A 25,655-nucleotide genomic window follows, 5' to 3' on the forward strand; every position below is an offset into this window, starting at 1 on the left:
TAAAAATTAAAAAGAACGGGTTTGTTAAAAAATAAAATTGTGCTATTGATTAGCTTGTTTTTCACAATAATAAGTATCGCAAAAGAATATAATATAACGAGTTATGGTGCCAAAAATGATGGAAAAACAATCAATACTATTGCGGTGCAAAAAGCAATTGACGACTGTTCAAAAAATGGCGGGGGTACTGTACGAATTGATGGAGGTGGGACTTACGTTATAGGTACCATTTTTATGAAAAGTTATGTTACTATGCATATTGCCAACGGAACTGTATTGCAAGGAAGCACTAATCAAAATGATTATGTAGGTAATGTGCATAAAAATATGTATAAAGGAGAAGTAACAAAAAATAATTGTTTGATTTATGCTGAAAATGCAGTTTCATTCGGTTTTGAAGGTTATGGTACTATTGATGGAAATGGTCATCTAGAGAATTTTCCAAAAAAAGGAGTTATTCAGCGACCAATGTTATTGCGTTTCAAAGATTGTTCTGAAATCTCTATGAGAGACATTCATTTAATAAATCCAGCTTCTTGGACATCTGCGTGGTTGTATTGTAACAATATTACGATTGACGGTATCACTATCAAAAGCCGAGCAAATTTTAACGGTGACGGTCTTGATTTTGATGGGTGTACCAACGTTCGAGTAAGTAATTCTAGCTTCGATAACAGTGATGATTGTATTTGTTTGCAAACTTCACTACCAGATAAACCTTGTAAAAACATTACCATTACTAATTGCAATTTTACCACAAAATGGGCAGGAATCCGAATTGGATTGTTGTCACGTGGAAATATCGAATATGTAACGGTTTCCAATTGTACCTTCACAGATATTGAAGATTCGGGCTTAAAAATACAGCAAAATGAGGGAGGAGAAATGAGCAATATGACTTTTACTAATTTGGTGATGGAAAATGTACCAAGGCCCATATTTATGACTTTCTGTCAACAAACGGCTTCTGTAGAAACACCTGAAGGGCAAATGGAACCTTTGAAGCGCATGCACAATATAAAATTTAGTAATATCATTGCTGACAATTCTAAGGGAGATAAAAATTCTGCCATATTCATAACAGGAATTCCAGGTCATGCAATCGAAGATGTTTCTATATCCAATGTAGATTTTATAGTTTCAGGTGGCGGTACACTGCAAGAAGCAAAACAAATAGACGTAAAAGAGTATACATTCGATAATATGAAGCGTTGGCCAGAATTTTATGTAGTGGGTGCATTACCTGTTTACGGAATTTATGCCCGTCATATAAACGGTTTGAACTTAGATGCTATTTCAATAAAAACTAATTCAGAAGACAAACGTGCTCCCGTTATTCTAAATTCCGTTACCAATGCCCATTTTTATAATTTGAAAACAAATGGCAAAGTGCTGGAAAGTACAGAGGTTTTAAGACAATAGTTATTTTAAAGGCTTGTAATCTGGTCTTCCAAACTGTCAGAACGTTCCAATCCTATTTTTTTGCGAATTCTGGAGCTGCATGTATTTTTTTTCCTAATTCACGATGCAATTCACAAATTTTTGTAATAATTATATCGATTTTGCTAGTGATATATTTCTTAGGAGTAAGCCTACCTTCAGGATAAAAATCTACCGCATGAACCATAGGTTCATTTAGAGGCTCAACATATTCCGGAACATTGGCTTCTTGTTTTTTATAATAATTGGTTATATAATTAGTCGCATCATCTATGTAAGAAGTTAAATCTATAGTTGAATAATCTGCATTTGGGTCGTCACTATAAAACAAATCACCTGGTTTACCTGATCCTACTCTATTTTCAACGGGTCTAACTCCACTAAACGAATTTTTGATTACTGGAAACACACCATTCACTTGGTTTTTCATCGGGCTGTCAAATGTCCTACCTCCTCGATACGAACTGGCTATTCCGTATGTGCTTTTAAAATTTATAAATTCAGTGTCTGTGAGACTAGTCAAATTGTGGATATTGAAATACTTACTCTTGTTTAAGGTAGTTTCTGTTTTTAAATATTGTTTCGTTTTATGCTCTATTTTAATAGTACCTTGGCCTAAAACAGGTACAGATAGTAGTAAAACACCAAGTGAAAGTGACGCTTTTTTAATCATTTTTGTATTAATAATTTGGTTATTGATCATTCTATTTTAACCCAAAATTCGCATTTATAAATAAATGCGAATTCTAGATTGACTATTATCTTAAAGTCTTTACAATTTTACAAAATAATCATATATCTATTTGTTTTTCAATGAATTATAACTATAACATATAGTTTTTATTTTGATACTTTTTTTCAATCAAAACCTCTTTAAGTGCTAATTATTTAATTTCTATAGCTCCCATATCTGGCAAACCACTTCTTTTGTTACCTAAATATCCGTTTTTACTATAAACTACCTTTTATTCCATAAGTGTCTCCAAGAATCAATTCGATATCGAAACCTTTATTCTTGATTCACACAGTGCTTTTTGGTACATAATTTTCAGCTCTATACTAGAAGTATTAGTACCATTGACTTAATTCAAAATTATTCAACCACACGGCTGCACCTTTTGGGTCTTTAAAAATAATTTTAACTGGATTTATTCCGTCCGATTCAAAATACTGTGTACTGTTACCAAAAGATTTATTTTGCATATCACTTCCTTCTGTTACTACACTATTTTCTTTTACTGTAGTTCCGTTTTTATCGGTAGTACTGATGTTTATTTTTTTAGCATACGGAATTTGGTAAATTTTGTAAGTCGCCGCTTTTTCCTGGTTAGGATCCATACTGTCTGTATTGGTTCTTGGGGCATGGTGTACCGTTTTTAGTTGGTATTTTCCTTTTTTAAGTCCCGTTAATTCTAGCGATAACCCCTCTTTGGTAGCGCCTAAAACACCATCTCCACAAGCAAATCCATACTTACCAATAACATTAATTTCGCCCAACCATCTTGTGTTTTCAACTTTGCCGATAGCTTCGATTTTGGCTGTAAATCCACCCATCTCGCTGAAGGTTTTAATGCCTGCATTGTTGTCGTTTCCGTTCCAAGGAGTCCAATCAAATTGTACCAATTGATCGTTTCCTCCCAAATCTACTTTTATTTGTTCTAAATCGTGAATGGTTTCTGGTTCGAATGCGTTGTCATCTACTTTGGTACTCATGATACTAGCTTTGCCCGACTTTAAACCTTTCGCGAAAGCGGTAACTTCAATTTTTCCAACCGCTGTACCAGCCTGAATCAAGACGGGTGCAACCCCATGAGTCGTAAACATTGGGTTGGAATGTGCGGCCGTTTGATCCCCAACAATAGTAGCGTTTCCTTTTACCGAAAAACTAATATCCATATCCACTTCTTGCAATATCGTACCGTTTTTGTCGACTACTTTGGCGTAGCCTACGATAATATCCGACCCATCAGCAGTCAATTTTCGCCCCTCTGAATCCAATTCCAAAATTATATGATCTGGAGCTTCGGGCGTCATTTTGGTATCGCTAGACATTTTTTGTCCTTCGACCAAACCATTAGCGGTAAGCGTCCCTTTTTCGAAATTTTCTATTTTAAAATGAAAAGGAGCATGCTTTAGATTTTTATAATCATCTTTGATCGTTGGAGATTGCGTTGCAATTATTTTTCCGTTCAAAACCAATTCTACTTGATCGGCGTTGCTGTACACAATTACTTCTTGCGTTCCTTCTTTCCAATCGGTTTCCAATCGTGTAAAAGGCACTTTGGTCAACTCCGACTGATACCAAAAAAGTCCCGGTCTTGGGTATCTAAAAACCGTCATCATACCGCTACGACTTTTATCTCTTTTGTCTGGATTAGGGTGAAAAGTATAATAAGCATGCGCCGTCCAAGCGATATGACCAATTTTCATTGGGCTACTCATAAAGTCGTTTACCGCTTCGGGACCACGTTTTCCTTCCATGGCTAGAATAGGTTCGTCACCGCTCCAATAATAATCACCGTAAATCATTTGTGCAAAAATATCGGTCAGTCCCGAGTTTTGCCATCCTGTCCAGCGGCTACTTTGCGAAGCCGTAAATCGAGTTGGGTCTTCTTGTTTCATTATATTGTGCGCTCTTGGCACATAACCACGATGATTGATTCCGGCTCCCCAAATAAAGACTGACGGGTGGTTGCGGTGGTTGCGCACCATGGTTCTAGCGGCTTTTTCATAATTATCAAACCATTCGTTGCTACCAATAGACATCCAAGTTGGTGCTTCTTCATAAATCAAAATTCCCAATTCGTCACAAGCCTCAATAAAAGCGTTATCATGCGGATAATGTGCGGTGCGAATGACATTCATACCCAATTTTTTGATTTGCAAAGCATCTTTATAATGTAACGAATTAGGCATTGCATCTCCTATAAAACCATAATGTTGATGGCGGTTGACACCAATTAACTTAATCGGCTTTCCGTTTAGCAATACGCCTTGCATATTGTTCATTTCGATTTTTCTAAAACCCATTTTACATTCGGTTTCATCTACTAGTTTTCCGTTTTCAAATACGGTGGTATTCACACGGTACAAATACGGATTATCCGTTGACCACAAATGAAAATCGTCTTCAATACTACCTATTTCGTTAAACTGAACTTCATTTCCTGCACCAATTTCTTTGGTTTGCGAAAGCTTCAAAACCACCAGTCCGTTCTTATCTACCAATCGATTGACAACAGTAGTTTTTTGCGTTTGGTTGGTTTCATTTCGAACTCCCGTTTTGATATTTACAGTACCATTCAAATTGATTGGGTCTACCGTAGGCGTGGTTATATTTTGTCCCGAAATATCCGATTCCCAATTGAAAGTCACGTGCGTCGGATTGGTTTCAACCAAATACACATCACGGTACAAACCTCCAAATTTGATATAATCCATAGGTCCTGGATCGGGCGGAATAATATCGCTTTTGCGGTTGTCGGCCTTTACTGTTACTTGATTTTTACCGCCATAGGTCACGTATTTCGAAATATCAAAATGAAAGGGCGTATACCCTCCTACCGCATATTCTCCCACATGTTTACCATTGACCCATACATTGGTCACTTGATGTACGCCTTCAAATTCTAGAAATACTTTTTTGGATGTATCTGCCGTAACCGCAATATCTCTGCGATACCAACCTACGTTTCGCATAAAGGTTTTTTGGTATTTATCATCTTGGTTTCCGTTCAAATCCATCGATGTCAATTCTAAGGAATGCGGAACATTGACAGACTCCCATTTTGAATCGTCTAATTTTTCGGTGTATAAAGCACCATCGGGATCACCCAAATGAAATTTCCATCCAAAATTGATGCTTTTTTTGGTTCGCGTTCCTTTCTCCTGTTGGGTCTGACTATGCACGTTCAGGGTGCAAATGAAGCATAGCAGGCTAAGTATTTGAATAGTTTTTTTCATTTTATAATAAATTCTAAGGTTTTTGTAGTAATTATTTATGATCCCAAGCTCTAAAGTATTTCACATGAAACTCGCCGTCCAAACGTTTATCGTCTGGTAAAGCACCAAACCATTTATTGGATTCACAATTAAAGTTGACTTCCAACGGTTGGTGCCAGTGTGTGTTGGGTGCTTCTCTAAAAAGTATTCCGTCAATATAAAAACGAATAAATTCCGCTGTCCATTCTAAGCCCCAAACGTGGTAATCGGCTTGCAATTCTTTCGGAAAATAATATTTGATAGTTCTTGAAAAATGGGCCTTCACATCTCCTTGATCGGCTGGCGATTTAAAAACATGAATATTCGAATTCAAATCATGACGGTTGTATGCAACTCCAGGCGCATTTTCGCAAATATCAATCTCTGTCCACCAATCTTTGTCCACATTGGTCATCCAAAAACCCGACACCCATGGAGCATCCATCAATTTACATTCGGCTTCAAAATAGCCGTATAAAAATTGTTTTTTACTTTTTATAAATCCAGTCGAATGCGTAAAATCTTTTGGTAATTGCTCATTGCCGTGTTGGTTTACTTTAATGACCAACTCCCCTTTTTCCTGACTTACATTCGAAGGATGAAAATAAGTTGGCGCACGACCTTTCCACTTAGGATTGTTCGGAAACCATTTGTTTTCGTTTAAAGTTTTCGAATCAAATTCATCGGAATACTCTTTTAGAAGTTTCCATTTTCCAGAATTTTTTTGATCCGAAAGCGGAAATTGTTGGTTCAATCTAGCAGGTGCTTTTTCGAGTTGAATCGAATCTGCATACTTTTTTGGCGGAATGGTTAAATCCTGTGCCTGTACAGTCACACAAAAGGTAAAAGTAGAAACGATAGTTAATAGTACTTTTTTCATTCTTTGGTTTATTTAGTTGTTTTGATTTTTTATTAATTGAATCGAAACCAGTCCAAACTATTATCGGAACTGTTGGTTTCATTTTTAAAAGTTAGAAACAGCGCTTGCTTTCCTTTTTTTACATTTCGAATCGAAGTTTTTACAATTTGATAGTCCTTTGAAGGTTCCAATACGCATGTACCAATTAGATTTCCGTGCTCCGAACCTTGTCTTATTTCGATAGTAATTTTCGAATGAACTACTGCTTTTAATTCGAACTCACTACAGTTTTTAGGAAAATCCAAATATTTGTAGCCTACAAAATCTCCATCTTTGAAAGCCGCAAGACCTTCTGATTTGATATCGGTCGCTGCAATTCCTGTAACCCGAACATTACCAGATAAGTGACACGCCCACTCGGCCTCTATAATTGCTGTTGCATCTAGGGGTGCGCTTGCTCCTTGCGAACTCATTTCGACTTCATCAATAGTTCCGTCTTTCTTGATAAAAATAGGTTCTACACATGCTTTTCGAAATTTTTGAGAATTGTGAGTCGAACGGTGGTAAAACACATACCATTGGTCTTTGAATTTTTCTATTGAGCCATGATTGTTCCAAGAGGCAGGATCACAGGCCACATTATCAATCAAAACACCTTTGTATTCAAAAGGTCCCATGGGCGATTTTCCTATTGCGTACCCCAAACAGGTGGGTTTATTGTTTCGGCTATCATCTGCGAAAACAAAATAATACAGTTTTCCTATTTTTCGAATAGAAGAACCTTCGTGAAAAGCTACGTTTCCTTTGGCATCCAAGGGTTCCACAATGCTAGTCGAATCAATTTCGATTAAATTAGGCTTCAGTTTGGCCACTTTTGGTTTTCCTTGTCCCCAATAATAGTAGCCTTGACCATCATCATCAATCAAAACTGCAGGATCAATTTGATACGCACCTTTAATCTGTTTTCCGTTTTCGAAAGGGCCAAAAGGAGATGAACTAGTCGCAACACCTTCGGTTAACTTTTTTCCTGGTGAGCAATAATACAGATAATAGGTTCCGTCTTTGTAGGCGCAATCTGGAGCGAATAGTAAATTGTCATGGTATGAAACTTGGTCGTTTGCACCTTTGGACGCGAAAGCATTTTCGGTTACCGTCCATTTTTTCAAATCAGAAGTGTTTAATACATGATGAGAATAAGAACACCAATAATCATCACTCTCATCGCGAGATCCGTAGAGGTACAATTTGCCATCTTTCCACACATGCGCTTCGGGATCAGCGATGTACATCCCTGCGGGAACAATTGGATTTTGCGCTTTTACTACCAAAACAAAAAGCGTAAGAAAAAGCGTAATTATTGTATTTTTTTTCATTTTATTCGAAAAATAATTTAGAGACTGAAAAATACAATCTTTTACTTCAAAGGAGCAACAATGCAGCATCTTATACGTCCAAAAATCCATTTGTTATAGAGATAAAAACATTTGATTTAGTTGGCTTACCTCTTCCTAGTTTACTTTTATTCGAAAATATAAATTGACTAAATAGGAACAAAAAAAGAATATTAAACCAATACACTTTTATACCATCATAACACCAATACTTTTTAACAACCAAAAAACAACACTATGAAAGTAAAATTATTTGCCCTTTGTGTATTGAGCTTTGCGGCATCCAATTCACAATTGTTGGCACAAAAAACAGTCAAAAAACCAAATATCCTTTGGATTTTGACTGATGACCAACGAAAAGATTCCAACGGCTACTACAACCAAATCACAACAGGGAAAAATGATAGTCCGCTGGGGTATATTGAATCTCCAAACTTAGATGCTTTGGCAAAAGAAGGAGTTGTGTTTCCAAATATGTATTGCAACTCACCCGCTTGTGCACCATCACGAAACGGAATCTTAGCTGGGAAATACCCGCACCATTCTGGAGTCTATGGTTTTGAATATTTTAATGGTGAGGCCGAATTTTTCACCAAAACGATGCCTCAAATTATGGTTGAAAACGGTTACGAAACCAGTTTGTTTGGTAAGGCTGGTTATCGAAATAAAAGCGTTGACAAAAAAAGTGCTACTAAAAAAACGGAAGACTTATACAAAGGTTTCTATCAAAAATATGTTTTGGATACAGAACTGGAAAGAGGTGGCGTAACCGACTGGAACAAGGAAACGACATATGGTAAAGTAAATGGCAAATCGGGTAAAATAGATACGCGCATGCAATTTTTCTATCCGAATAATGTCAAAAAATCTTGGACTACAGAAGATAATATTTCGGATGCAGAAAAAGCTATCAAAGCTTCTGTCGAAAAAGAATTGGATATCCTGTATCACAATGCCAACGATGGAGAAGAGTCTACTTTGATTATTGGTGGAGTTAACTCTATGCCTGCAGACAAAACATTGGATGGTAATATTTTGACCGAGTATCGTAACTATCTTCAAAATCAAAATAAGCCTTACCAATCCTTATTAGGAGATAAAATGGCGGGTGCCAATACCAGCAAACCTATTTTTACCAGTTTGAGTTTCCACTTTCCGCATACACCTGTGATGCCTCCAAAGGAATTTAGAGACCGCTTTAAAGATAAAGTGTATAAAATTCCAGCATTCGATAAAAAAGAAGAGTTGAGTAAACTACCAAAACAATTGGTGGACTTATACAATAAATTAAGAATTGACGGCTACTCTTATGAAGATAAGCAACAAGCCATCAGAGATTATTATGCCTTTTGTGCTTTTGGAGATTACATTATCGGGAAAGCCATAGCCGAATTTAAAGCCTATTCGAAAAAGAACAACCAAGAATACATAATCTTGTACACGTGTGGAGATCATGGATGGCAATTGGGAGAACAAGGTATTGAATCAAAATTTTCGCCTTGGGAACTTTCTACACATACCACTGGTATTTTGGTTTCGTCAGACAAAAAAGCGGTACCTGCAGGAAAAGTGTATGATGGCTTTGCGGAGTATGTAGACATTATGCCGACCATTTTGGCCGCTGGAGGTGTTGATTTGAAAGCCAAAGAATACCAATTTTTGGACGGATTTGATTTAGCCGAAATGTATTCGAACCCACAACTAAATAAAGACTACATTATTGGTGAAATAAATAGTGTTGCAGGTCCACGCTCGTATATGCGTACCAAGGATTTCGCTTTCTCTATGCGTCCACGTCCATTGAACGGAGGACCTGGAGGAAGATACAAACCAAATGAAAACGTACGTTGGGGATTGGATGCTCCAAGACAAGAAGTGCAATTGGCATTTTATGATTTACGTAAAGACCCTATGGAGCGAAACAATCTGGCTAATGACAAAAACTACATTGCTTTGACAGATTGGTTTAGAACCAAACTCGGAAATATTATTCTAGGTGATGGTCGTATTGAATGTGATTGGAAACAAAAAAATGTTTACAACACCAGTACTTTTGCCTTGGGTGCAGATGATAAGAAAATTGATATTCCAAAGAATATTGTTCCAAAAATATAACTAAAATACAATCAAAAAAGCCTTTAGAATTTGTTTCTAAAGGCTTTTTTTTTTCACTGTATCGTAATTAACCACAACAAATAAGCTTAACAAGTAACTGGATTACAACACCTTAACCATATGTGGCAGGGTAAAAACCATATGCAAACACCTATTTCACTAATGAATTATAGTTTTGTATAAACTTTAAACAATAAACAATTATGAAAAAATTATTACTCTTATTTGTTACTGGCCTTGGAGCTATAACAATTTCTCAGGCACAGACTCAAACACTTAGTCTAAGTACAGATGCAACCTCTTTAAATGCTATTGTAATTTCAGACAATGGTTATATTCTAGAGGAAACTGGCCCTGGAGTTTACACACAAAGAACCATAACGGTTACTTCGACTAATGATCCTGGAAATGCGTCAGCAACGAATGGAGCTGGAGATCCAAGCCCTATTGCACCTGGTAATTCCAATGTTTTCTTTGTAGTCAAAAATGGGACAGGAACTGCCTCCCAAACTAATGTGGCAACAGCTGGAACTTTAAGCAATTCAAATGCAGCAACTGTAGTTATAGATGGTACAGATCCAACAATAAACACTAGAACTTGGGTACTTTCAGTACTAACACTTCAATCAGGTAATATTGCACCACTAGGTGCAGGTTATGATTTTAGACCTACTGGTGGGACTTCAAGTAATCCACCTCAAGCAGTTTCAATTGTAGGAACCTATACTGTACCTGTTGTAGAAAAACATAGTTATGAATTTAATAATGGTACTAACACCGAAGGTTTCAGTGCAATAAATTCAGCTATAACGGTTTCAGGAGGTAAAATGGTTATTACAACTGATGCAGTCGCAGGTAATGCACCACACACTGTTGGAATTATAAGAAAAACTGATCCAACAAATTATATAAATGCAGAAACCTATAAATATGCACATGTATATTATAGAAACAAATCATTCAATAATCAACTTAGGATTTCTACTGGTAGTGCTCCTAGTGGTACTAATGGATCAAATTATACAACATTAACTTTAAACATGACCGATGCAAGTCCTTATGAAGTTGCTGTTATTAATTTATCTAATGCAGTAACATGGATTGGAATTGTTGATACTTTTGATGTACAGCACAGAACTACTGGTACTAGTTCATTAGCAGGAACTTTAGAAATTGACAGAATTGAATTTTCTACAGGACCTACTTTAGGATTGAGTACAAAACAAGTTACAGAGTTAGTAAATGTATACCCAAATCCAACAACTGGAGCGATTACTATTTCTGATTTAAAAGACAGTAAAACCATTAACATCTACAATATGTTGGGAGCTGTTGTAAAAACCCTTCCTGCAACAAATACAATTGATATTTCTGATTTGGCAACAGGAACTTATTTCTTAAAAACAGATACAGGTTTGAGTAGCAAAATTATAAAACAATAAGAAATCCAACATAATATTTTACCTTATTAAGTTTTTATACGGTAACACAAAACCCTTTGCATTGTCAAAGGGTTTTTTCGTTTTACTCAAAAAGTTTTCAATATTGTCGTCAAAAAATAAATTATCCGAATAGAAATCACAGAAAAGATTGTTTTTTTTATAATAAATGGATACTAGCGATTAGTAATAACAGCTATTTTAAGTGATTTTGAAGAACAAAAACAAATCATTTATTCTAGCTAATAAATCATATGTTGTAATTACAGATTGTGATTTAAAATACATTTGACATTGAACTTTTAGTTAAAATACATAGCTAAAAGTTAAAATATATTAATTAACAATAAACTTTATTATGAAAAAAAATTACTTTTTAAGTCCTTCTAGAAACAATTTTCTAGGACTTATGATTATGGGTTGTGGGTTATTTTCGAGCTCAATTGTGGCACAAACGTACACTTGGAAACCAGCTGTAGCTTCGGGGAATTGGGCAGATGCTGCCAACTGGACAAATGCATTAGCGTCAAAAACTGTTACAGCTAGTAGTGGTGTTACGGATATTGTTGTAAATAACACAAACCAAATTAAGATTGGGGATAAGGTTACTGGTACTACAGCTGGTCAAATTGCGACAGGTACCGTAGTAACTGCAGTTAACGAAACTACAAATACAGTTACACTTAGTCTAGCTACAACAGCAGCATTATCAGGAAGTAATAATGTTAAGTTTGCAAGAGCAACTGTATCCTATCCTGGTGACAATGGTAATCCAGATTCGGCTATAATTGCTGCTGGATCTGTTACATTGGATGCAGACATTTCAATTTCACAATTAAGTTTGCATACTACCACTACTCCAGCTCAGGGAGTTTTGACAATTCCTTCTGGAAGAACATTGAATATAGCAAATAACTCTTCTGCACTATATATAAGAGGTGGTAAATTAACCAATAATGGTACCTTGAATCTAACTCCACAGAGTAATAATGCAGCTATAAACTGTCAAGTACCAGCTAATAATGTTGCTGGTCTAGATACTGGATACGGTGGAACAGGTACTTTGACAACAACTGTTGATGGTACTGGAGGTTTTATAACTTTTACTAATGCTGGTGCTCTAACTTTACCTGTAATTAATTTAAATGCAGCAACTACAACAATAACTATTTTAGGAACTGGGAATGTTTTCAATACAGCTGGTGGTGCTACAACAGCTGGTAATGGAAAAATAGGAGGAACTGGAGTTACTGTTACTCTTTCTCAAAGTGCTGGTAGGCTTTTTAATATTAATACTGGTGCAGGTGGAACATCTTCTATAGAAGTTCTTTCAGGAACAGTACTTACTTTAAATCCTGCCATAGGAGGTAATTCACCAATTTATGTAAATGCTAACGGTAGCGATGCATCTTTAATCAATAACGGGTCAATTATCTTTAATGGCGATTATGGTACTAGTGCTGGAATAGTTGGTTCTGGTTTAAATTCATCAGAGGTGTATAATAATGGTACTTTAAGACTCCCAGTTACAGCAGTAGGTACTAACTCAAATGCTATTGGTAGTAATCTTTCTAAATTTGTTAATACAGGAATCGTTGAAACAAATTCTGGATCAAGTATCTTAACAGATTTGTCAGCAGTAAATAACACTTTTACATCTGGAACTTTATCGCCTGGTGGAGTTGGTAATTCTAAGATGAATATTTCTGGAGCCTCTTTGCCATTAAACACAACTACTTTAAAAATTGATGTGTCCGGTAATGGTGCTGTTGCAGGAACTGATATGGATCAAATCAATGCAAATACAGCTTCAGCAGCGGTTACTATTTCGGGAGCAAAACTTGCATTAAATATCACAGCTACTCCTCCAACTGGAATAACTACTTATGCTATTTTAAGTACAAATGGTGGAACAGTTACTGGAACTTTTGCATCTGTAACAGGACTTCTTGCAGGATGGGCTTTGGATTATTCGGATACGAGTAAAGTGGTTTTGAAATATGACTCTTCAACATTAGGAGTAAAAAAACTTAACGCATTCGAATTTGCAGTATATCCTAACCCAGTAAGAGAAACTTTGAATATCCAAACACAGGAATCTTTGACAAAAGCACAAATTGTTGACGCTTCTGGAAAAGTAGTTTTGTCTCAAAACAATCCTTCAGATGCTATTAATGTAGCTTCATTGAGCAAAGGAATTTATATGTTGCGATTGACTTCTGCAAACGGAGTTTCTACCTCTAAAATAGTGAAAAAATAAGTAATTTAATTTACTAGTTTTTAGGAAAGCTGCTCTGAAAAGAGCAGCTTTTTTTATTAAGAAGTGAAGGTTATAAATCCCTATTATTTTTATTACAATAACCCGTTGGGTGTAATACGTTTTTGATGCCTTTTTGGGGTTAATTAGTGTGTTTTTCGAAAAGAATCCCGAAGGGTCGCGAGTATTGATAATAAAAAAAGATATTGGATCACCTTTTCATGATACTTTTTATGATAGATTTAGGAAGTACTTTTGAAGAATATCTATCTGGATGTTTCATTATCAAATACTGGACTGTCAAGAAAGATAACTTTCATTTTTTAATATGATTTAAAATTAGATTTTTAAAAACTAACTTATTGTATAATAGTTTTGTAACAAATCATTTGTGATACAATATAAACTATATGGTTTAATGAAAGAGATCTGTTTTCATAATTTTGTTTCTTAATTTAAATCCAAATAGTTTTGAGAAAAAATCTACTATTATTTATAAGTTTAACAATTCTTCTTATTTCGCATTTGTCTTCGGGACAAGGTACGTTTACAAATTTCACCATGTTGCAAAATCAGAAGATTCAATCTTCTCCTTTGGTACAATGGACAAATATTTCGCCAGGTACATCAGGGTATTGTGAAGAATTTTGGTGTCATCCTACAGATGTAAATGTAATGTTTAGCGGTGCCGATATGCATGCTGCCTTTGGTACTTGGGATAATGGTCAGTCATGGAATACACTAAAAGATAGTGATGGTAATGGTTTAGATATGCGAAGAGTTATTGACATTCAATTTTCATTACAAGATGCAGATTATGGTATTGCCTTTGCGAATGATCAAAGCGGTAGTAATTCTAGTGGGAAGGTGTACAATACTATAGATAGAGGTAGAAATTGGACAGAAGTATCAACTATGGGTAAATGTCATTCAAAACTTGCGATACACCCTACTAACGATAATATTTGGTTTTTAGGAGCAGGAGATTTTTGGAACGTAAAATCCAATCATCGTACCTTAGCTGAACCTCAAGGACAAATGCAATCTAGGTCTAATTATGGATATGTTTGGAAAACAACAAATAGAGGTGTTAATTGGACAAAAGTTGCCACGGGTATAGACACTAATCTAGATGCAGGCAGAATTATTTTTGACAGAAGCAATCCTAATACTTTAATTATGGCTACTGCTCAAGGAATGTACAGAAGTACAAATTTGGGTGTAACATGGACTTCTAGCGCCACAGGATTACCAAATAATAGACCACGGGATTTAACCTCATACTACAACTCAACCACAGGAGAATTTATTTTATATGCAGTAGAACAAACCTATTACAATCCAACTGGAACAACAATAAATAGTACTGGAGGTATTTATAAAAGTACTGATAGCGGACTGAGTTGGCAAAACATAACTGGTAATTTGGGTCTAAATTTGCAATTGGTTACCGATTATAGGTCTAGAGACGATTATCATAGCACAGTAGCTAAGTGGTTGGGTATCACAAAAGCGCAATCTATAGCTACCTACACCACTTATCCAACTCAGATTTTGCAAACATTTAATCGAATTGTTGTTAATCCAACAAATAAAAATGAGATTTATATTGTACATAACAAAAGACATGACGTTAGTTTTGGACAAGGAGATGTTTGGAAAACAATTGATGGCGGAATTACTTGGATAGCTTGTTCAAGATCGGGACCCTATTGGATTAATAACACCAATCAATCGTATTGGACATCCAGAAACAATCCAACTGGTGCTAATATTGATTTTTCTCATATGCAAAAATATATGGATGATATTGATGAACAATACTCTGGCGCTAGAATGTTGGCGATCAATAAAAACGGTGAAGTATTTGCAGGGATTAATCAACAACTGCTACGCTCCAACAATGGTGGTGTTTCATGGGAACAGGCAGATGATATTGAAGCGGCACCCAATAGCAATCAATGGATAGGCCGTGGTAATACCAATCTTCCAGGTAAAGTTATGCTATTGGAAACAGGGGTCGCGGGTAGAAAATTATTATGTAGTGGAGAACACGGATTATGGAAAACTACAGGCACTGCTACAAGTAGTCCTATAGCCAATAATGTAGTAATAGAACAAATTGAAGGACAAGTACATGATATTGGAGGCAATACTGCAGCACACTCCATAGCAACTGTAGCTGCACACCCAACCAATCCAGATATTATATACACATTGAGTTCAAGACAAGAACACAGAGGATGGCTACGACGTACCACAGATGGTGGACAAACATGGCAAGATATAAGTGAAATTTTTACAGCAAGTAACAATGTATATGAAGATTTAGCACCACAAAATTCGTTATTAATAGACCCTAACAACCCCAGCAACATGTATTTTTGTGCTACACGAAAAGCAATTACAGAAGTGGGGAACTCTGTAAACGAAAGCATATTAACCAAAGGGGGCTACGGATTTTACAAATCAACTGATGCAGGACTTAATTGGACTTTAAGTAATACTGGTTTGCCGGCTTCAACAGGTAGCATACATAGATTAACGCTTGACCCTGCTAATTCAAATACAATTTATGCAGCTGTAAATCAATTTAGTAATTCTGATCCAGGGGGATTATATAAATCGACTAATAATGGTGCAAGCTGGACACAAATGACAATACCAACGGCCATAAAATCAGTTAATAATTTTTTTATGGATCGCAACACCGGTTATATGTTTATATCTGCAGGAGCAAGATCAGGAGAACTTAATGCTGGTGGGGTTTGGAGAAGTACTAATAGTGGTACTACTTGGACTCGAATATTTGAATCTCCTTACATATGGCAAACAGAAGTATCGCCAATAAATTCAAATATAATTGTGATTTCGGCCGCTGCACAAGTACCTAATCTTGTAGATAATTTTAAAAACACAGGTGTCTTTTTATCTGTAGATGGTGGTTCAAATTGGACAAAAATAAACAAAGGATTAGCACATTCTGAAAGAATAGTAGATGTAAAACCAGACCCAGATAATCAAAATATTCTGTGGTGCGCTGGATGGGGAAGCGGGTGGTATAAAGCGGTTATTGATCCTGCTTTATTATCAGTCGAAGATAAAACACATACAGGCAACCAGATAAATGTTTATCCAAATCCAGTGGGCAATAATGGTAGTGTTAAATTGAAAAACATTGATGATAACACACCCTATTCTATTTATGATATTCAAGGTAAACTACTATTTTCTGGAAATGTTTCAAAAGAAGAGGCTATTAGTGTATCACAATTAAATTCAGGAATCTACTTTATAAAAGTAAAAAACCAACAAGGTAAAAAAACAAGTATAAAATTTATTGTGAATAAATAGAAAAGTTTGCATCTAATAAAATGATAAAAAAACAAACTATTTAAAGTTCTAGTACAAACGTGTTTCCTAAATAGTAGTGGATTTTTGCAACAAAAACCAACATTTAAAGAAATCTAAGTTCGGAAACTACATTTTTTGGGATTCTTATTCAGGTACGTTTGTAATATCTCTACACCAGATACAGGTTTAGTTCGTGAAATTATAAAACAATAGGAAATACCACAGAGTACTATATCTTTATGGGTTATCCAACCGCAACACAAAACCCTCTGCATTAGCAGGGGGTTTTGTCGTTTTAATCAAAAAGTATTCAATATTGTCGCAATAAACTAGGTTATTAATGTACACACAACAAAATAGTTTATTTTATTGATTAGATACATACTACAAACAAGTCCTTGTCTAAGTACTTTTATAAATTAATTAGAACCTTATTTAAACACAGTATATGAGCATCACTTGTAAAGCAGCAATCGCTAAAGGAGACGGAACATTTTCGATAGAAACCATAACAGTAGAGAACCCACAAGCAGATGAGGTTTTGGTACAAGTAAAAGCGGCTGGTTTATGCCATACCGATCATGATTCTTTAAACTGGGGAAAACCAATTGTAATGGGACACGAAGGTGCCGGAATCGTTACTGCAATTGGATCGAATGTCTCTTCTGTAAAAGTTGGTGATGCTGTGATTTTGAACTGGGCTACTCCTTGCGGAAAATGCTTCCAATGTGAGCACGAAAACGAACATATTTGCGAAAACAATTCGCCCGTGGTGGCAGGTGGAAACGGATACACTCCCGGACACGCACACCTGGAGGGAACATCTTGGAACGGTACACCTATCATTCGATCCTTCAATATTGGTACTTTATCGGAATATACTTTGGTGAAAGAATCTGCAGTTGTCAAAAACCCTATTCAAGACATGAGTTATCCTGCCGCTAGTATTGTGAGCTGTGGCGTAATGACCGGTTTTGGATCAGCGGTAAACACAGCAAAAGTAGAAGCTAATTCATCTGCCGTTGTACTAGGAACTGGTGGTGTTGGATTGAATGTAATCCAAGGAATTAAAGTTTCTAAAGCGGCAATGATTATTGCAATCGACATCAACCAACAACGTTTGGACATGGCAGTTGAATTTGGAGCAACGCATACCATCCTAGCAGATAAAAACGACAAAGGATTACTAAATGCTGCCAAAATAGTAAAAGAAATGACCAATGGTCGTGGCGCTGATTATGCTTTTGAGTGTACTGCCATTCCTGCCTTGGGAGCAGCTCCTCTTGCCATGGTTCGAAATGCAGGAACCGCAGTTCAAGTAAGTGGTATCGAAGAAGAAGTGTTAATTGATATGTCATTGTTCGAATGGGACAAAAAATACATCAATCCATTATACGGAAAATGCAACCCTCAAAAAGATTTTCCAATAATCGTGGAGCATTATAGAAAGGGGGAAATCATGTTGGACGAAATGATTACCAATACCTATCCATTAGAAGATTTACAACAAGCCTTAGACGATATGTTGTCGGGTAAAAATGCCAAAGGAGTAATTGTTTTCGAATAATATATAGGTATGAAATCGCCATGATTCAATTATCACAAACACAGATGAAGAATGGCGATACCATATTCCATTAAAAAACAAATATTATCTACATATGAAAAAAAACATTCTTTTTATAGCTGGAACTTTTTTAACATTTAGTTCTCTATTAAGTGCGCAAATTAAAGCGCCTGAAGGTAAATCATGGCAATTGGTTTCTGAATTATCAGATGAGTTTAACGGAAAAAAATTAGATACCAAAAAATGGATTGCAGATCCAGAAGGTCATCCTGAATTCGGTTGGATTGGTCGTTCTCCTGCCCTTTTTATAGAAAATGCAGTTACTGTCGAAAACGGATATTTAAATATTGAAGTTGGAAAACTAGACGAGCGTTTTGTAAGCAACAAATATAATACGGCTACCAATTATGATTATTACGGAGGTATCATTAGAGCAGTGAAACCTGTAACTTATGGTTATTATTTTGAGAGTACTTTCAAAATGAGCAAAACAGAAATGGGTGGCGGTTTTTGGATAATGTCTAAAAATACCTGTGGCAAAAAACACGAAATTGACATTACCGAATCTGTCGGAAGTATTTCTCCACTAGCACAAGAATGGGGCAAAAAATGGGATAAAATTATGCATTCCAATACCATTTTACGAAATACTACTTGCAACGAAGAGAAAAGGGATCAGGGAATGATCCTTCCAGAAACAAAAAATTCTGAAAAATTCTATACCTACGGTTGTTGGTGGAAGAGCCCAAATGAATTATTATTCTATTTGGATGGAAAATATGTGTATACACTAACACCTCCTGCGGACTTTGACCAACAAATGTTTATTCATTTTTCAATTGAAGTCTACGATTGGAATCCAATTCCTGAGAAAGACAGTAAACTGATGACAGCATCCAAAAAAGACAGAACTGCCTTGATTGACTACATAAGAACCTATAAATTGGTTACGGTAAAACCTTAATTAGTACCAGAAGTAAGCTTTAGATTTGAATTTTAAAACCTAAAGAATAGTAAAAAATATAAAAACCAACAGATGAAAAATATTTGGACAACAATAGGATTGTTTCTTTTGACTTTCCATGCCAATGCACAACAAACCGATTTACTAAAAAACTGGAAGTTCACCAATTATGATTATGGTGCTGCTTTTCAGGAAAACTTTGATGATTCCACTTGGGAAAAGGTAACTGTCCCTCACGATTGGGCTGTAAAAGGTGATTTTGATTTTGCCAATGACGTACAACTAACCATGGTGGTTCAAGACGGCGATAGCAAACCCTTTTACCGCACGGGTCGTAGTGGCGCTTTGCCATACGTTGGCATCGGTTGGTATAGAACCCAATATTCTGTATCTGCTGCCGACTTAAAAGGCAAAGTACAAATTATGTTTGATGGTGCCATGAGCAACTCCAAAGTTTTTGTAAATGGACAATACGTAGGCGAAAGACCTTTTGGATACATTTCCTTCTATTTTGATGTGACTAAATTTTTAAAAGCGGGTGACAACACAATTGCCGTTCGATTGGAGAACTTCAACAGTCAATCCCGTTGGTATCCTGGAGCTGGTTTGTACCGCAAAGTTTCGGTGATAAAAACCCATGCTACACACGTAAAAACTTGGGGGACTTTTGTAACCACACCTTCTATTTCGAAAAAGAAAGCTATTGCGAATTTAAATTTAGAATTAGCAGGAAACGGAAAATACACAATCAAAAATGAAGTCCTTAATCCTGCTGGAAAAGTAGTTAGTTCGAAAACTTCTTCCGTACAAATCAACGACAACCAATTGGTCAACGAACAATTTGAGATTTCGAAACCTGAATTATGGAGTTTAGAAAATCCTAATTTGTATCAATTGAAAACGACTATTCTTGCTGGCAATGAAGTTGTAGATACCTACTCGACTACTTTCGGAATTAGAACGGTTCGTTATGAAGTAGATGGTTTTTATTTGAATGACAAAAAAGTACGTTTCAATGGTGTGAACATGCACCATGATTTGGGACCAGTTGGGGCCGCTTTTCACAGAGAGTTATTTGTTCGACAAATGAAAAAAATGAAAGCGATGGGTGTTAATGCGATTCGTTTTTCACACAACCCACCTGCTCCAGAAGCTTTGGATGTTTGCGATGAATTGGGATTATTAGCAATCGACGAAGCTTTTGACGAATGGCAAATCGGAAAAGTAACCAATGGTTATTCTATCCATTTTGATAAATGGTCGAAAACTGATTTGACCGACATGATTTTGAGAGATCGAAATCACCCAAGTATCATCATGTGGAGCATCGGGAACGAAATCATGGAGCAGTACAAACATGATCCTAACAAAATTACGTCTTACTTAAACAAAATAGTAAAATCGCTAGACACCACTCGTGCTACAACAGCAGGATTTAACTCGGCCAAAAACGCGATTGTTAGCGGAATGGCAACTACCGTAGATGTGGCTGCTTTTAATTATAAAGCAGGTATTTATGGAGCCATTCGCAAGCAATATCCAAATTTGAAATTTTTTGCCAGCGAAACGGGCGGTTCTGTAAGTGTTCGAAATAGTTATAAATTCCCAGTTGTTTTTGATACCATTCATGGCAAAAGAGGCGATTCGTCTCATACCGTTGTGTATCCTGATGGACATCCTGGTAATTTTGAAACGACCAATGTCCCTTGGGGTTATCCTGCGTACAAAGAGTTTGCTTCTCAAGAAAAAAATCCGTCTGTTTATGGTGAGTTTGTTTGGACAGGATATGATTATTTAGGTGAACCTTCTCCATATCACAATGCCGAAGCACGTAGCTCCTACTTTGCACCGGTGGATTTTGTAGGATTAGAAAAAGATAAATTTTACCAATACCAAGCGCAATGGAATAAAGACGCAAAAGTATTGCACTTCTTCCCTCATTGGACATGGCCTGACTTGAAAGTAAAATCTTTTCCAGTGGTTTGCTATACCAATTATGAGAAAGCAGAGTTGTTTGTGAACGGAAAAAGTTATGGTATCAAAACAAAAAAACCGATAAGTAAATTAGATTTCGAAAGCAATAATTTAGCCAAAGAAGCTTCTGGTGGTGGTAACTGGGATTTATTCAAAGCCTATGCGATTGTTTGGGACGATGTGGTTTATGAACCTGGCGAAGCCAAAATTGTCGCCTACGACAAAAACAACAAAAAAGTAGCCGAAACCAAAAGAGTAACTGCTGGAGCACCGCATTCGATAAAAATAGAGCCCGAAATTGCAACGATCCAAAACGGAGAAGTGGGAGTTTATGTGATTTCTATGGTGGATAAAGACGGGAATTTATGTCCGCATTTTAATGATGATATGGACATAGAAGTTTCTGGAGCAGCAAGCTTTTTGGCGGCAGGAAATGGAGATCCAGTTAACATGCAAAATTTATCCAAACCAAAACGTAAGTTTTTCAACGGGCAAGCGGTTATTTTTGTACAGTCGAATTCGAAAGGAAAAATCACGCTTGCGACAAAAACAAAAAATATCCAAGCGACAAGTACAGAACTAGCCGTAAAATAAAAATATGGAATCAAAATTTAGAACTACCGAAATTTCGAACCCCGAATTCGAAAGCAACAACCTCCGTTTTATCACCGTGAAAACGCCCAATTTGCAAGGGCGTGGTGATATTTGTGTGTTTGTGCCTCCGATGAAAGATTTAAAAAATGTTCCAATAGTCACGCTCTTACACGGTGTGTATGGTAGCGCGTGGATCTGGGCACATAAGGCAGGAGTTCATTTGACCGCCTTAAAAATGATGCAAGAAGGAAAAATAAAACCCATGGTTTTGGCCATGCCATCCGACGGATTGTGGGGCGATGGCTCTGCTTACTTGCCTCACAATGATAAGAATTTTGAATCTTGGATTGTTGATGATGTTGTAAATGCGGTGATCGAAAATATTGATTGCACCAGTTCGACTTCTGATTTGTTTATCTCAGGTTTGTCCATGGGCGGATTTGGAGCTTTGCATCTAGGGGCAAAATACCCGTTACGATACAAAGCTATTTCAGCACATTCGTCTATCACCAACAAAAACCAAATGCCGTTGTTTGTTGAAGAAGACGAAAATCAGTACAATCAAGTCAATAGTTCTGACGAAGATGTTTTGGAAACCATCTTAAAAAACAAGACAGAACTCCCCTATTTGCGATTTGATTGTGGAAAAGACGATTTATTGATTGAGCACAATCGGCTTTTGCACCAGCAATTAAACGAAGCTAACATCAATCATACCTATGAAGAGTTTGAAGGTGCTCATGAGTGGGCGTATTGGCAGGAACATGTTCAAGATAGTTTGTTGTTTTTTAGTCAATTTGTGACACTTTAAAATATTATTTTTCAAGTACAAAAACCCAATCTAGTACCATATTTGTATTAGATTGGGTTTTTCTTTGTCTTATTTTGTAATCAATTCAAAAAATGGTTTTGAAGATTGCCTAGTTGAATAGTTGCTTCATTAGGACTTGGACTGTAGACTGTTTTGTTTCCTTTTACAATTGTAAAGGGAAAGAATGCCCCCAGACTTTCCGGGATCATTCTTTAGGCTGTTTAGGGTTGTATTTACGAGTATTTATAAATGACAGAAAAAACTTTGGTTATAATTTTGAGTATTCAGAAAAAACGCATAAACTTGCGTATATATACAAGTTATGCGTCAGCTTAAAAAAAACATAAAACGAAAAAAAAAATGGATTTATCAATATCAGAACAATTAACTTACTCGACAGTTAGAATTGAATGTGAATTAAAAACTGGTGGAACTTCCACTGGTACAGGTTTTTTCTTTAACTTTCTTGAAGACAAAACGAGTAATACTCACGTACCAGTTGTAGTAACGAACAAACACGTAATAAAAAACGCTTCAAAAGGAAAACTCATCATTACTAAAGCTAATGAAAAAGGAGAACCAATTGACACTGAACATTTCACGCTAGCATTTGATAATTTTGAAAGTTTTTGGCGACTACATCCCGAAGCTGATGTGGATTTATGTGCAATGCCAATTGCTCCTTTTGTAAATGAAGCACAAAAAAGAGGAGACAAATTGTTTTATATTCCTTTTACAAAAGACCTTTTACCAACCGAAAAACATAAAGAGGAATTGACCGCAATTGAAGATGTTTTAATGATTGGTTATCCAAATGGAATCTGGGACTCTGTAAATAATATGCCGATTTTCCGAAAAGGTACAACAGCAACAAATCCTTTGATAGACTATAATGGTAAAAAAGAAATTATGATTGACATTGCCGCTTTTCCTGGTTCTAGCGGTTCGCCTGTTTTAATTTTTAACGAAGGTGGCTATCGAGACAAAAAAGGGAATACTTATATGGGTGCAAATAGAATTATTCTCCTTGGGGTTTTATTCGCAGGTCCACAAGCAACAGCGACAGGAGAAATTGTAATGACACCAAATTTGCAAAGACCAATTTCTGTATCGCAAATTCCAAATAATTTAGGACTAATTATTAAATCTGAAAGAATAATTGAAATGGAAAAATTATTCAATCAATAGAAAGCCGAACGCATAACAGCTAAGGTTTCATTGGGCTTGAAAAGCCAACAATGAAATCGCGGTTGAACGGAACCGCTCTACTTCCGCCACTATGGGGATATCGATAAACAAGTTTAGGTTATTTAAGAGGACAAAACGTCCTCTTTTTTTTGAGGAATAATATGCTTTGTACTATTTTGTTCTTCTTCCGAATTTTTAGAAGAAACCAGCTTATTACTCGGTATTCCTGTGATAAGTTGCATACTTAAATGTTCGACTTTTCTTTCGAATATTTCAATTATTTATTTATATTTGAGAGAAACAAACGGAGGTTTTTCAAAGACTGACGTTAGTAGCAATTATTCGTAAAAATTAAAAATTCAGTTAATTAATGTCAGATATAAAAAAATATTCCGTTTTTGTAAGTTCAACTTATCAAGATTTGATTGAAGAAAGAAAAGAAGTTATTCAAGCTCTTCTTGAATTAGATTGCATTCCAATTGGAATGGAATTATTCCCTGCAACCGATGATGACCAATGGACATTAATCAAAGAATTAATAAACGAATGTGATTACTACATTTTAATAATTGGTGGTCGTTATGGCTCATTAAACAAAGAAGGAATTAGTTTTACCCAAATGGAATATGAATATGCTATTGAAATTGGAGTTCCTGTAATTTCATTTCTTCATAAAACTCCAGGTGAAATCAAAAGTAGTAAAACAGATAGAGATTCTGAAAAAGAGCAAAAACTTGAAAATTTCAGAAAAATTTCTTCAGAAAAATTAATTAAATATTGGAATTCTCCTGAGGAACTAGGCTCAATCGTTAGTAGAAGTTTAATAAAATTAATTAAGACAAAACCAAGAATTGGTTGGGTAAAATCTGATAGAGTTAGTTCAGACGAAGCAAATTTAGAAATTTTAGAACTGAAACAAAAAATTCAAGAATTAGAAAATGAAATTAAAAAATCAGAAGAAAATATAAATAAAGATTTGCTACAAGATGATGATATTTTTATTGTAAAATATGGTTATAAAATTAAAAAATATGACAGTTGGGACCAAAAAACAATAGAAGTAGAGTGGAATACCTTATTTGCAAAAACCTGTGCTATATTAATAGATGAAGCAAAAGAAGAAGATTTTAGATTAAGAATTGATTCTTATATTAAGTATTTAACAAAAATAGAAGGCTTTGAATATGAATTAGTTAATTTATTTTCAGATAATTTTTTATCAATTTTAATTCAATTAAAAGCTCTAAACTTAGTAGAAAAAAGTGATAAAAAAAGGTCTCTAAAAGACAATAGTACATATTGGAAATTAACCAAAAAAGGGGATAATTTAATAACAAAATTAAGAGCAATCAAAAGAGAAAACGAATTTATTGATGCAGAATAAAATTAAAACTGCCAGCTGTCCGAAGTATTCATTTAAACTAAAATTGAATCATACCGCTTTGCGAATGCCCAGCTGTCCGAAGTATTCATTTAAACTAAACTTGAATCATACCGCTGTGCGAATGTCTCCTGACTTCGCACACAATCCAATTATCCATCCAGTTTTGGGAATTAGTGTCCGAAAAAATATCCTTTTCAATAAGTAAATGATCCACTATGCGGGACAGGCTATTCGTCGCAATGACCGAAGTCGATTGTCAATTGCAACCAGCTGATTACACAGTAGTCCTGTGATATACTGCATATTTAACATACAACTTTTCTGTTGAATAGTTCAA

General features: G+C 35.7%; 15 protein-coding genes. 11 read left to right on the forward strand and 4 right to left on the reverse strand.

Translation table 11 applies throughout. From position 1 onward, the window contains the following. Window positions 1–21: 21 nt before the first annotated feature. On the forward strand, window positions 22–1,422 hold the full coding sequence (locus FFWV33_RS14845) for a glycoside hydrolase family 28 protein (protein WP_108741630.1): 1,401 nt from the start codon (window positions 22–24) through the stop codon (window positions 1,420–1,422). Window positions 1,423–1,474: 52 nt separating this feature from the next. Here the strand turns inward: FFWV33_RS14845 and FFWV33_RS14850 are convergent, their stop codons facing one another. The 4 genes from FFWV33_RS14850 to FFWV33_RS14865 form a co-directional block, all read right to left on the reverse strand. Next, complete coding sequence (locus FFWV33_RS14850) at window positions 1,475–2,143, reverse strand: hypothetical protein (protein WP_108741631.1); 669 nt, start codon at window positions 2,141–2,143, stop codon at window positions 1,475–1,477. Between the two features lie 365 nt (window positions 2,144–2,508). Continuing rightward, a complete protein-coding gene (locus tag FFWV33_RS14855) occupies window positions 2,509–5,403 on the reverse strand; it encodes a glycoside hydrolase family 2 protein (protein ID WP_108741632.1) in 2,895 nt (964 codons plus the stop codon). A 31-nt stretch (window positions 5,404–5,434) separates the two neighbouring features. After that, a complete protein-coding gene (locus tag FFWV33_RS14860) occupies window positions 5,435–6,301 on the reverse strand; it encodes a family 16 glycosylhydrolase (protein ID WP_108741633.1) in 867 nt (288 codons plus the stop codon). A gap of 32 nt (window positions 6,302–6,333) precedes the next feature. Then, on the reverse strand, window positions 6,334–7,653 hold the full coding sequence (locus tag FFWV33_RS14865) for a family 43 glycosylhydrolase (RefSeq protein ID WP_159086038.1): 1,320 nt from the start codon (window positions 7,651–7,653) through the stop codon (window positions 6,334–6,336). 255 nt (window positions 7,654–7,908) lie between these two features. On the opposite strand from FFWV33_RS14865, the gene FFWV33_RS14870 reads away from it, so the two are divergent. The 10 genes from FFWV33_RS14870 (at window position 7,909) to FFWV33_RS14915 (ending at window position 25,318) form a co-directional block, all read left to right on the forward strand. Beyond that, window positions 7,909–9,786 carry a sulfatase-like hydrolase/transferase gene (locus FFWV33_RS14870; RefSeq protein ID WP_108741635.1) on the forward strand — a complete coding sequence of 626 codons (1,878 nt, stop codon included), beginning with the start codon at window positions 7,909–7,911 and terminating at the stop codon, window positions 9,784–9,786. Window positions 9,787–9,989: 203 nt separating this feature from the next. Next, window positions 9,990–11,228: a T9SS type A sorting domain-containing protein gene (locus FFWV33_RS14875; protein WP_108741636.1), complete on the forward strand. Its 1,239-nt coding sequence runs from the start codon at window positions 9,990–9,992 to the stop codon at window positions 11,226–11,228. A 355-nt stretch (window positions 11,229–11,583) separates the two neighbouring features. Beyond that, window positions 11,584–13,485, forward strand: coding sequence for a T9SS type A sorting domain-containing protein (locus FFWV33_RS14880; RefSeq protein WP_108741637.1), 1,902 nt, complete (start codon window positions 11,584–11,586; stop codon window positions 13,483–13,485). A gap of 468 nt (window positions 13,486–13,953) precedes the next feature. Further along, window positions 13,954–16,836: a T9SS type A sorting domain-containing protein gene (locus tag FFWV33_RS14885; RefSeq protein ID WP_211316268.1), complete on the forward strand. Its 2,883-nt coding sequence runs from the start codon at window positions 13,954–13,956 to the stop codon at window positions 16,834–16,836. 448 nt (window positions 16,837–17,284) lie between these two features. Further along, window positions 17,285–18,403 carry a Zn-dependent alcohol dehydrogenase gene (locus tag FFWV33_RS14890; protein WP_108741638.1) on the forward strand — a complete coding sequence of 373 codons (1,119 nt, stop codon included), beginning with the start codon at window positions 17,285–17,287 and terminating at the stop codon, window positions 18,401–18,403. A gap of 94 nt (window positions 18,404–18,497) precedes the next feature. Then, the gene (locus tag FFWV33_RS14895; protein WP_108741639.1) at window positions 18,498–19,367 is read left to right on the forward strand and encodes a LamG domain-containing protein; all 870 of its coding nucleotides are present in this window, start codon (window positions 18,498–18,500) and stop codon (window positions 19,365–19,367) included. Between the two features lie 72 nt (window positions 19,368–19,439). Further along, window positions 19,440–21,935 (forward strand): glycoside hydrolase family 2 TIM barrel-domain containing protein, encoded by a 2,496-nt coding sequence (locus FFWV33_RS14900; RefSeq protein WP_108741640.1) that lies wholly within the window; start codon window positions 19,440–19,442, stop codon window positions 21,933–21,935. Window positions 21,936–21,939: 4 nt separating this feature from the next. Further along, window positions 21,940–22,746 carry an alpha/beta hydrolase gene (locus tag FFWV33_RS14905; RefSeq protein WP_108741641.1) on the forward strand — a complete coding sequence of 269 codons (807 nt, stop codon included), beginning with the start codon at window positions 21,940–21,942 and terminating at the stop codon, window positions 22,744–22,746. Between the two features lie 360 nt (window positions 22,747–23,106). After that, the gene (locus FFWV33_RS14910) at window positions 23,107–23,934 is read left to right on the forward strand and encodes a S1 family peptidase (RefSeq protein ID WP_108741642.1); all 828 of its coding nucleotides are present in this window, start codon (window positions 23,107–23,109) and stop codon (window positions 23,932–23,934) included. A 370-nt stretch (window positions 23,935–24,304) separates the two neighbouring features. Then, the gene (locus tag FFWV33_RS14915; RefSeq protein ID WP_108741643.1) at window positions 24,305–25,318 is read left to right on the forward strand and encodes a DUF4062 domain-containing protein; all 1,014 of its coding nucleotides are present in this window, start codon (window positions 24,305–24,307) and stop codon (window positions 25,316–25,318) included. Window positions 25,319–25,655: the final 337 nt, after the last annotated feature.

Origin of the sequence: Flavobacterium faecale, assembly GCF_003076455.1 — a bacterium.
GTDB lineage: Bacteria > Bacteroidota > Bacteroidia > Flavobacteriales > Flavobacteriaceae > Flavobacterium > Flavobacterium faecale.

What these genes read in the sequence shown, in the direction of transcription:
- FFWV33_RS14850 (WP_108741631.1), bottom strand. Translation starts at nt 2,143, where the DNA reads ATGATCAATAACCAAATTATTAATACAAAAATGATTAAAAAAGCGTCA.
- FFWV33_RS14855 (WP_108741632.1), bottom strand. Translation starts at nt 5,403, where the DNA reads ATGAAAAAAACTATTCAAATACTTAGCCTGCTATGCTTCATTTGCACC.
- FFWV33_RS14860 (WP_108741633.1), bottom strand. Translation starts at nt 6,301, where the DNA reads ATGAAAAAAGTACTATTAACTATCGTTTCTACTTTTACCTTTTGTGTG.
- FFWV33_RS14865 (WP_159086038.1), bottom strand. Translation starts at nt 7,653, where the DNA reads ATGAAAAAAAATACAATAATTACGCTTTTTCTTACGCTTTTTGTTTTG.
- FFWV33_RS14870 (WP_108741635.1), top strand. Translation starts at nt 7,909, where the DNA reads ATGAAAGTAAAATTATTTGCCCTTTGTGTATTGAGCTTTGCGGCATCC.
- FFWV33_RS14875 (WP_108741636.1), top strand. Translation starts at nt 9,990, where the DNA reads ATGAAAAAATTATTACTCTTATTTGTTACTGGCCTTGGAGCTATAACA.
- FFWV33_RS14880 (WP_108741637.1), top strand. Translation starts at nt 11,584, where the DNA reads ATGAAAAAAAATTACTTTTTAAGTCCTTCTAGAAACAATTTTCTAGGA.
- FFWV33_RS14890 (WP_108741638.1), top strand. Translation starts at nt 17,285, where the DNA reads ATGAGCATCACTTGTAAAGCAGCAATCGCTAAAGGAGACGGAACATTT.
- FFWV33_RS14895 (WP_108741639.1), top strand. Translation starts at nt 18,498, where the DNA reads ATGAAAAAAAACATTCTTTTTATAGCTGGAACTTTTTTAACATTTAGT.
- FFWV33_RS14900 (WP_108741640.1), top strand. Translation starts at nt 19,440, where the DNA reads ATGAAAAATATTTGGACAACAATAGGATTGTTTCTTTTGACTTTCCAT.
- FFWV33_RS14905 (WP_108741641.1), top strand. Translation starts at nt 21,940, where the DNA reads ATGGAATCAAAATTTAGAACTACCGAAATTTCGAACCCCGAATTCGAA.
- FFWV33_RS14910 (WP_108741642.1), top strand. Translation starts at nt 23,107, where the DNA reads ATGGATTTATCAATATCAGAACAATTAACTTACTCGACAGTTAGAATT.
- FFWV33_RS14915 (WP_108741643.1), top strand. Translation starts at nt 24,305, where the DNA reads ATGTCAGATATAAAAAAATATTCCGTTTTTGTAAGTTCAACTTATCAA.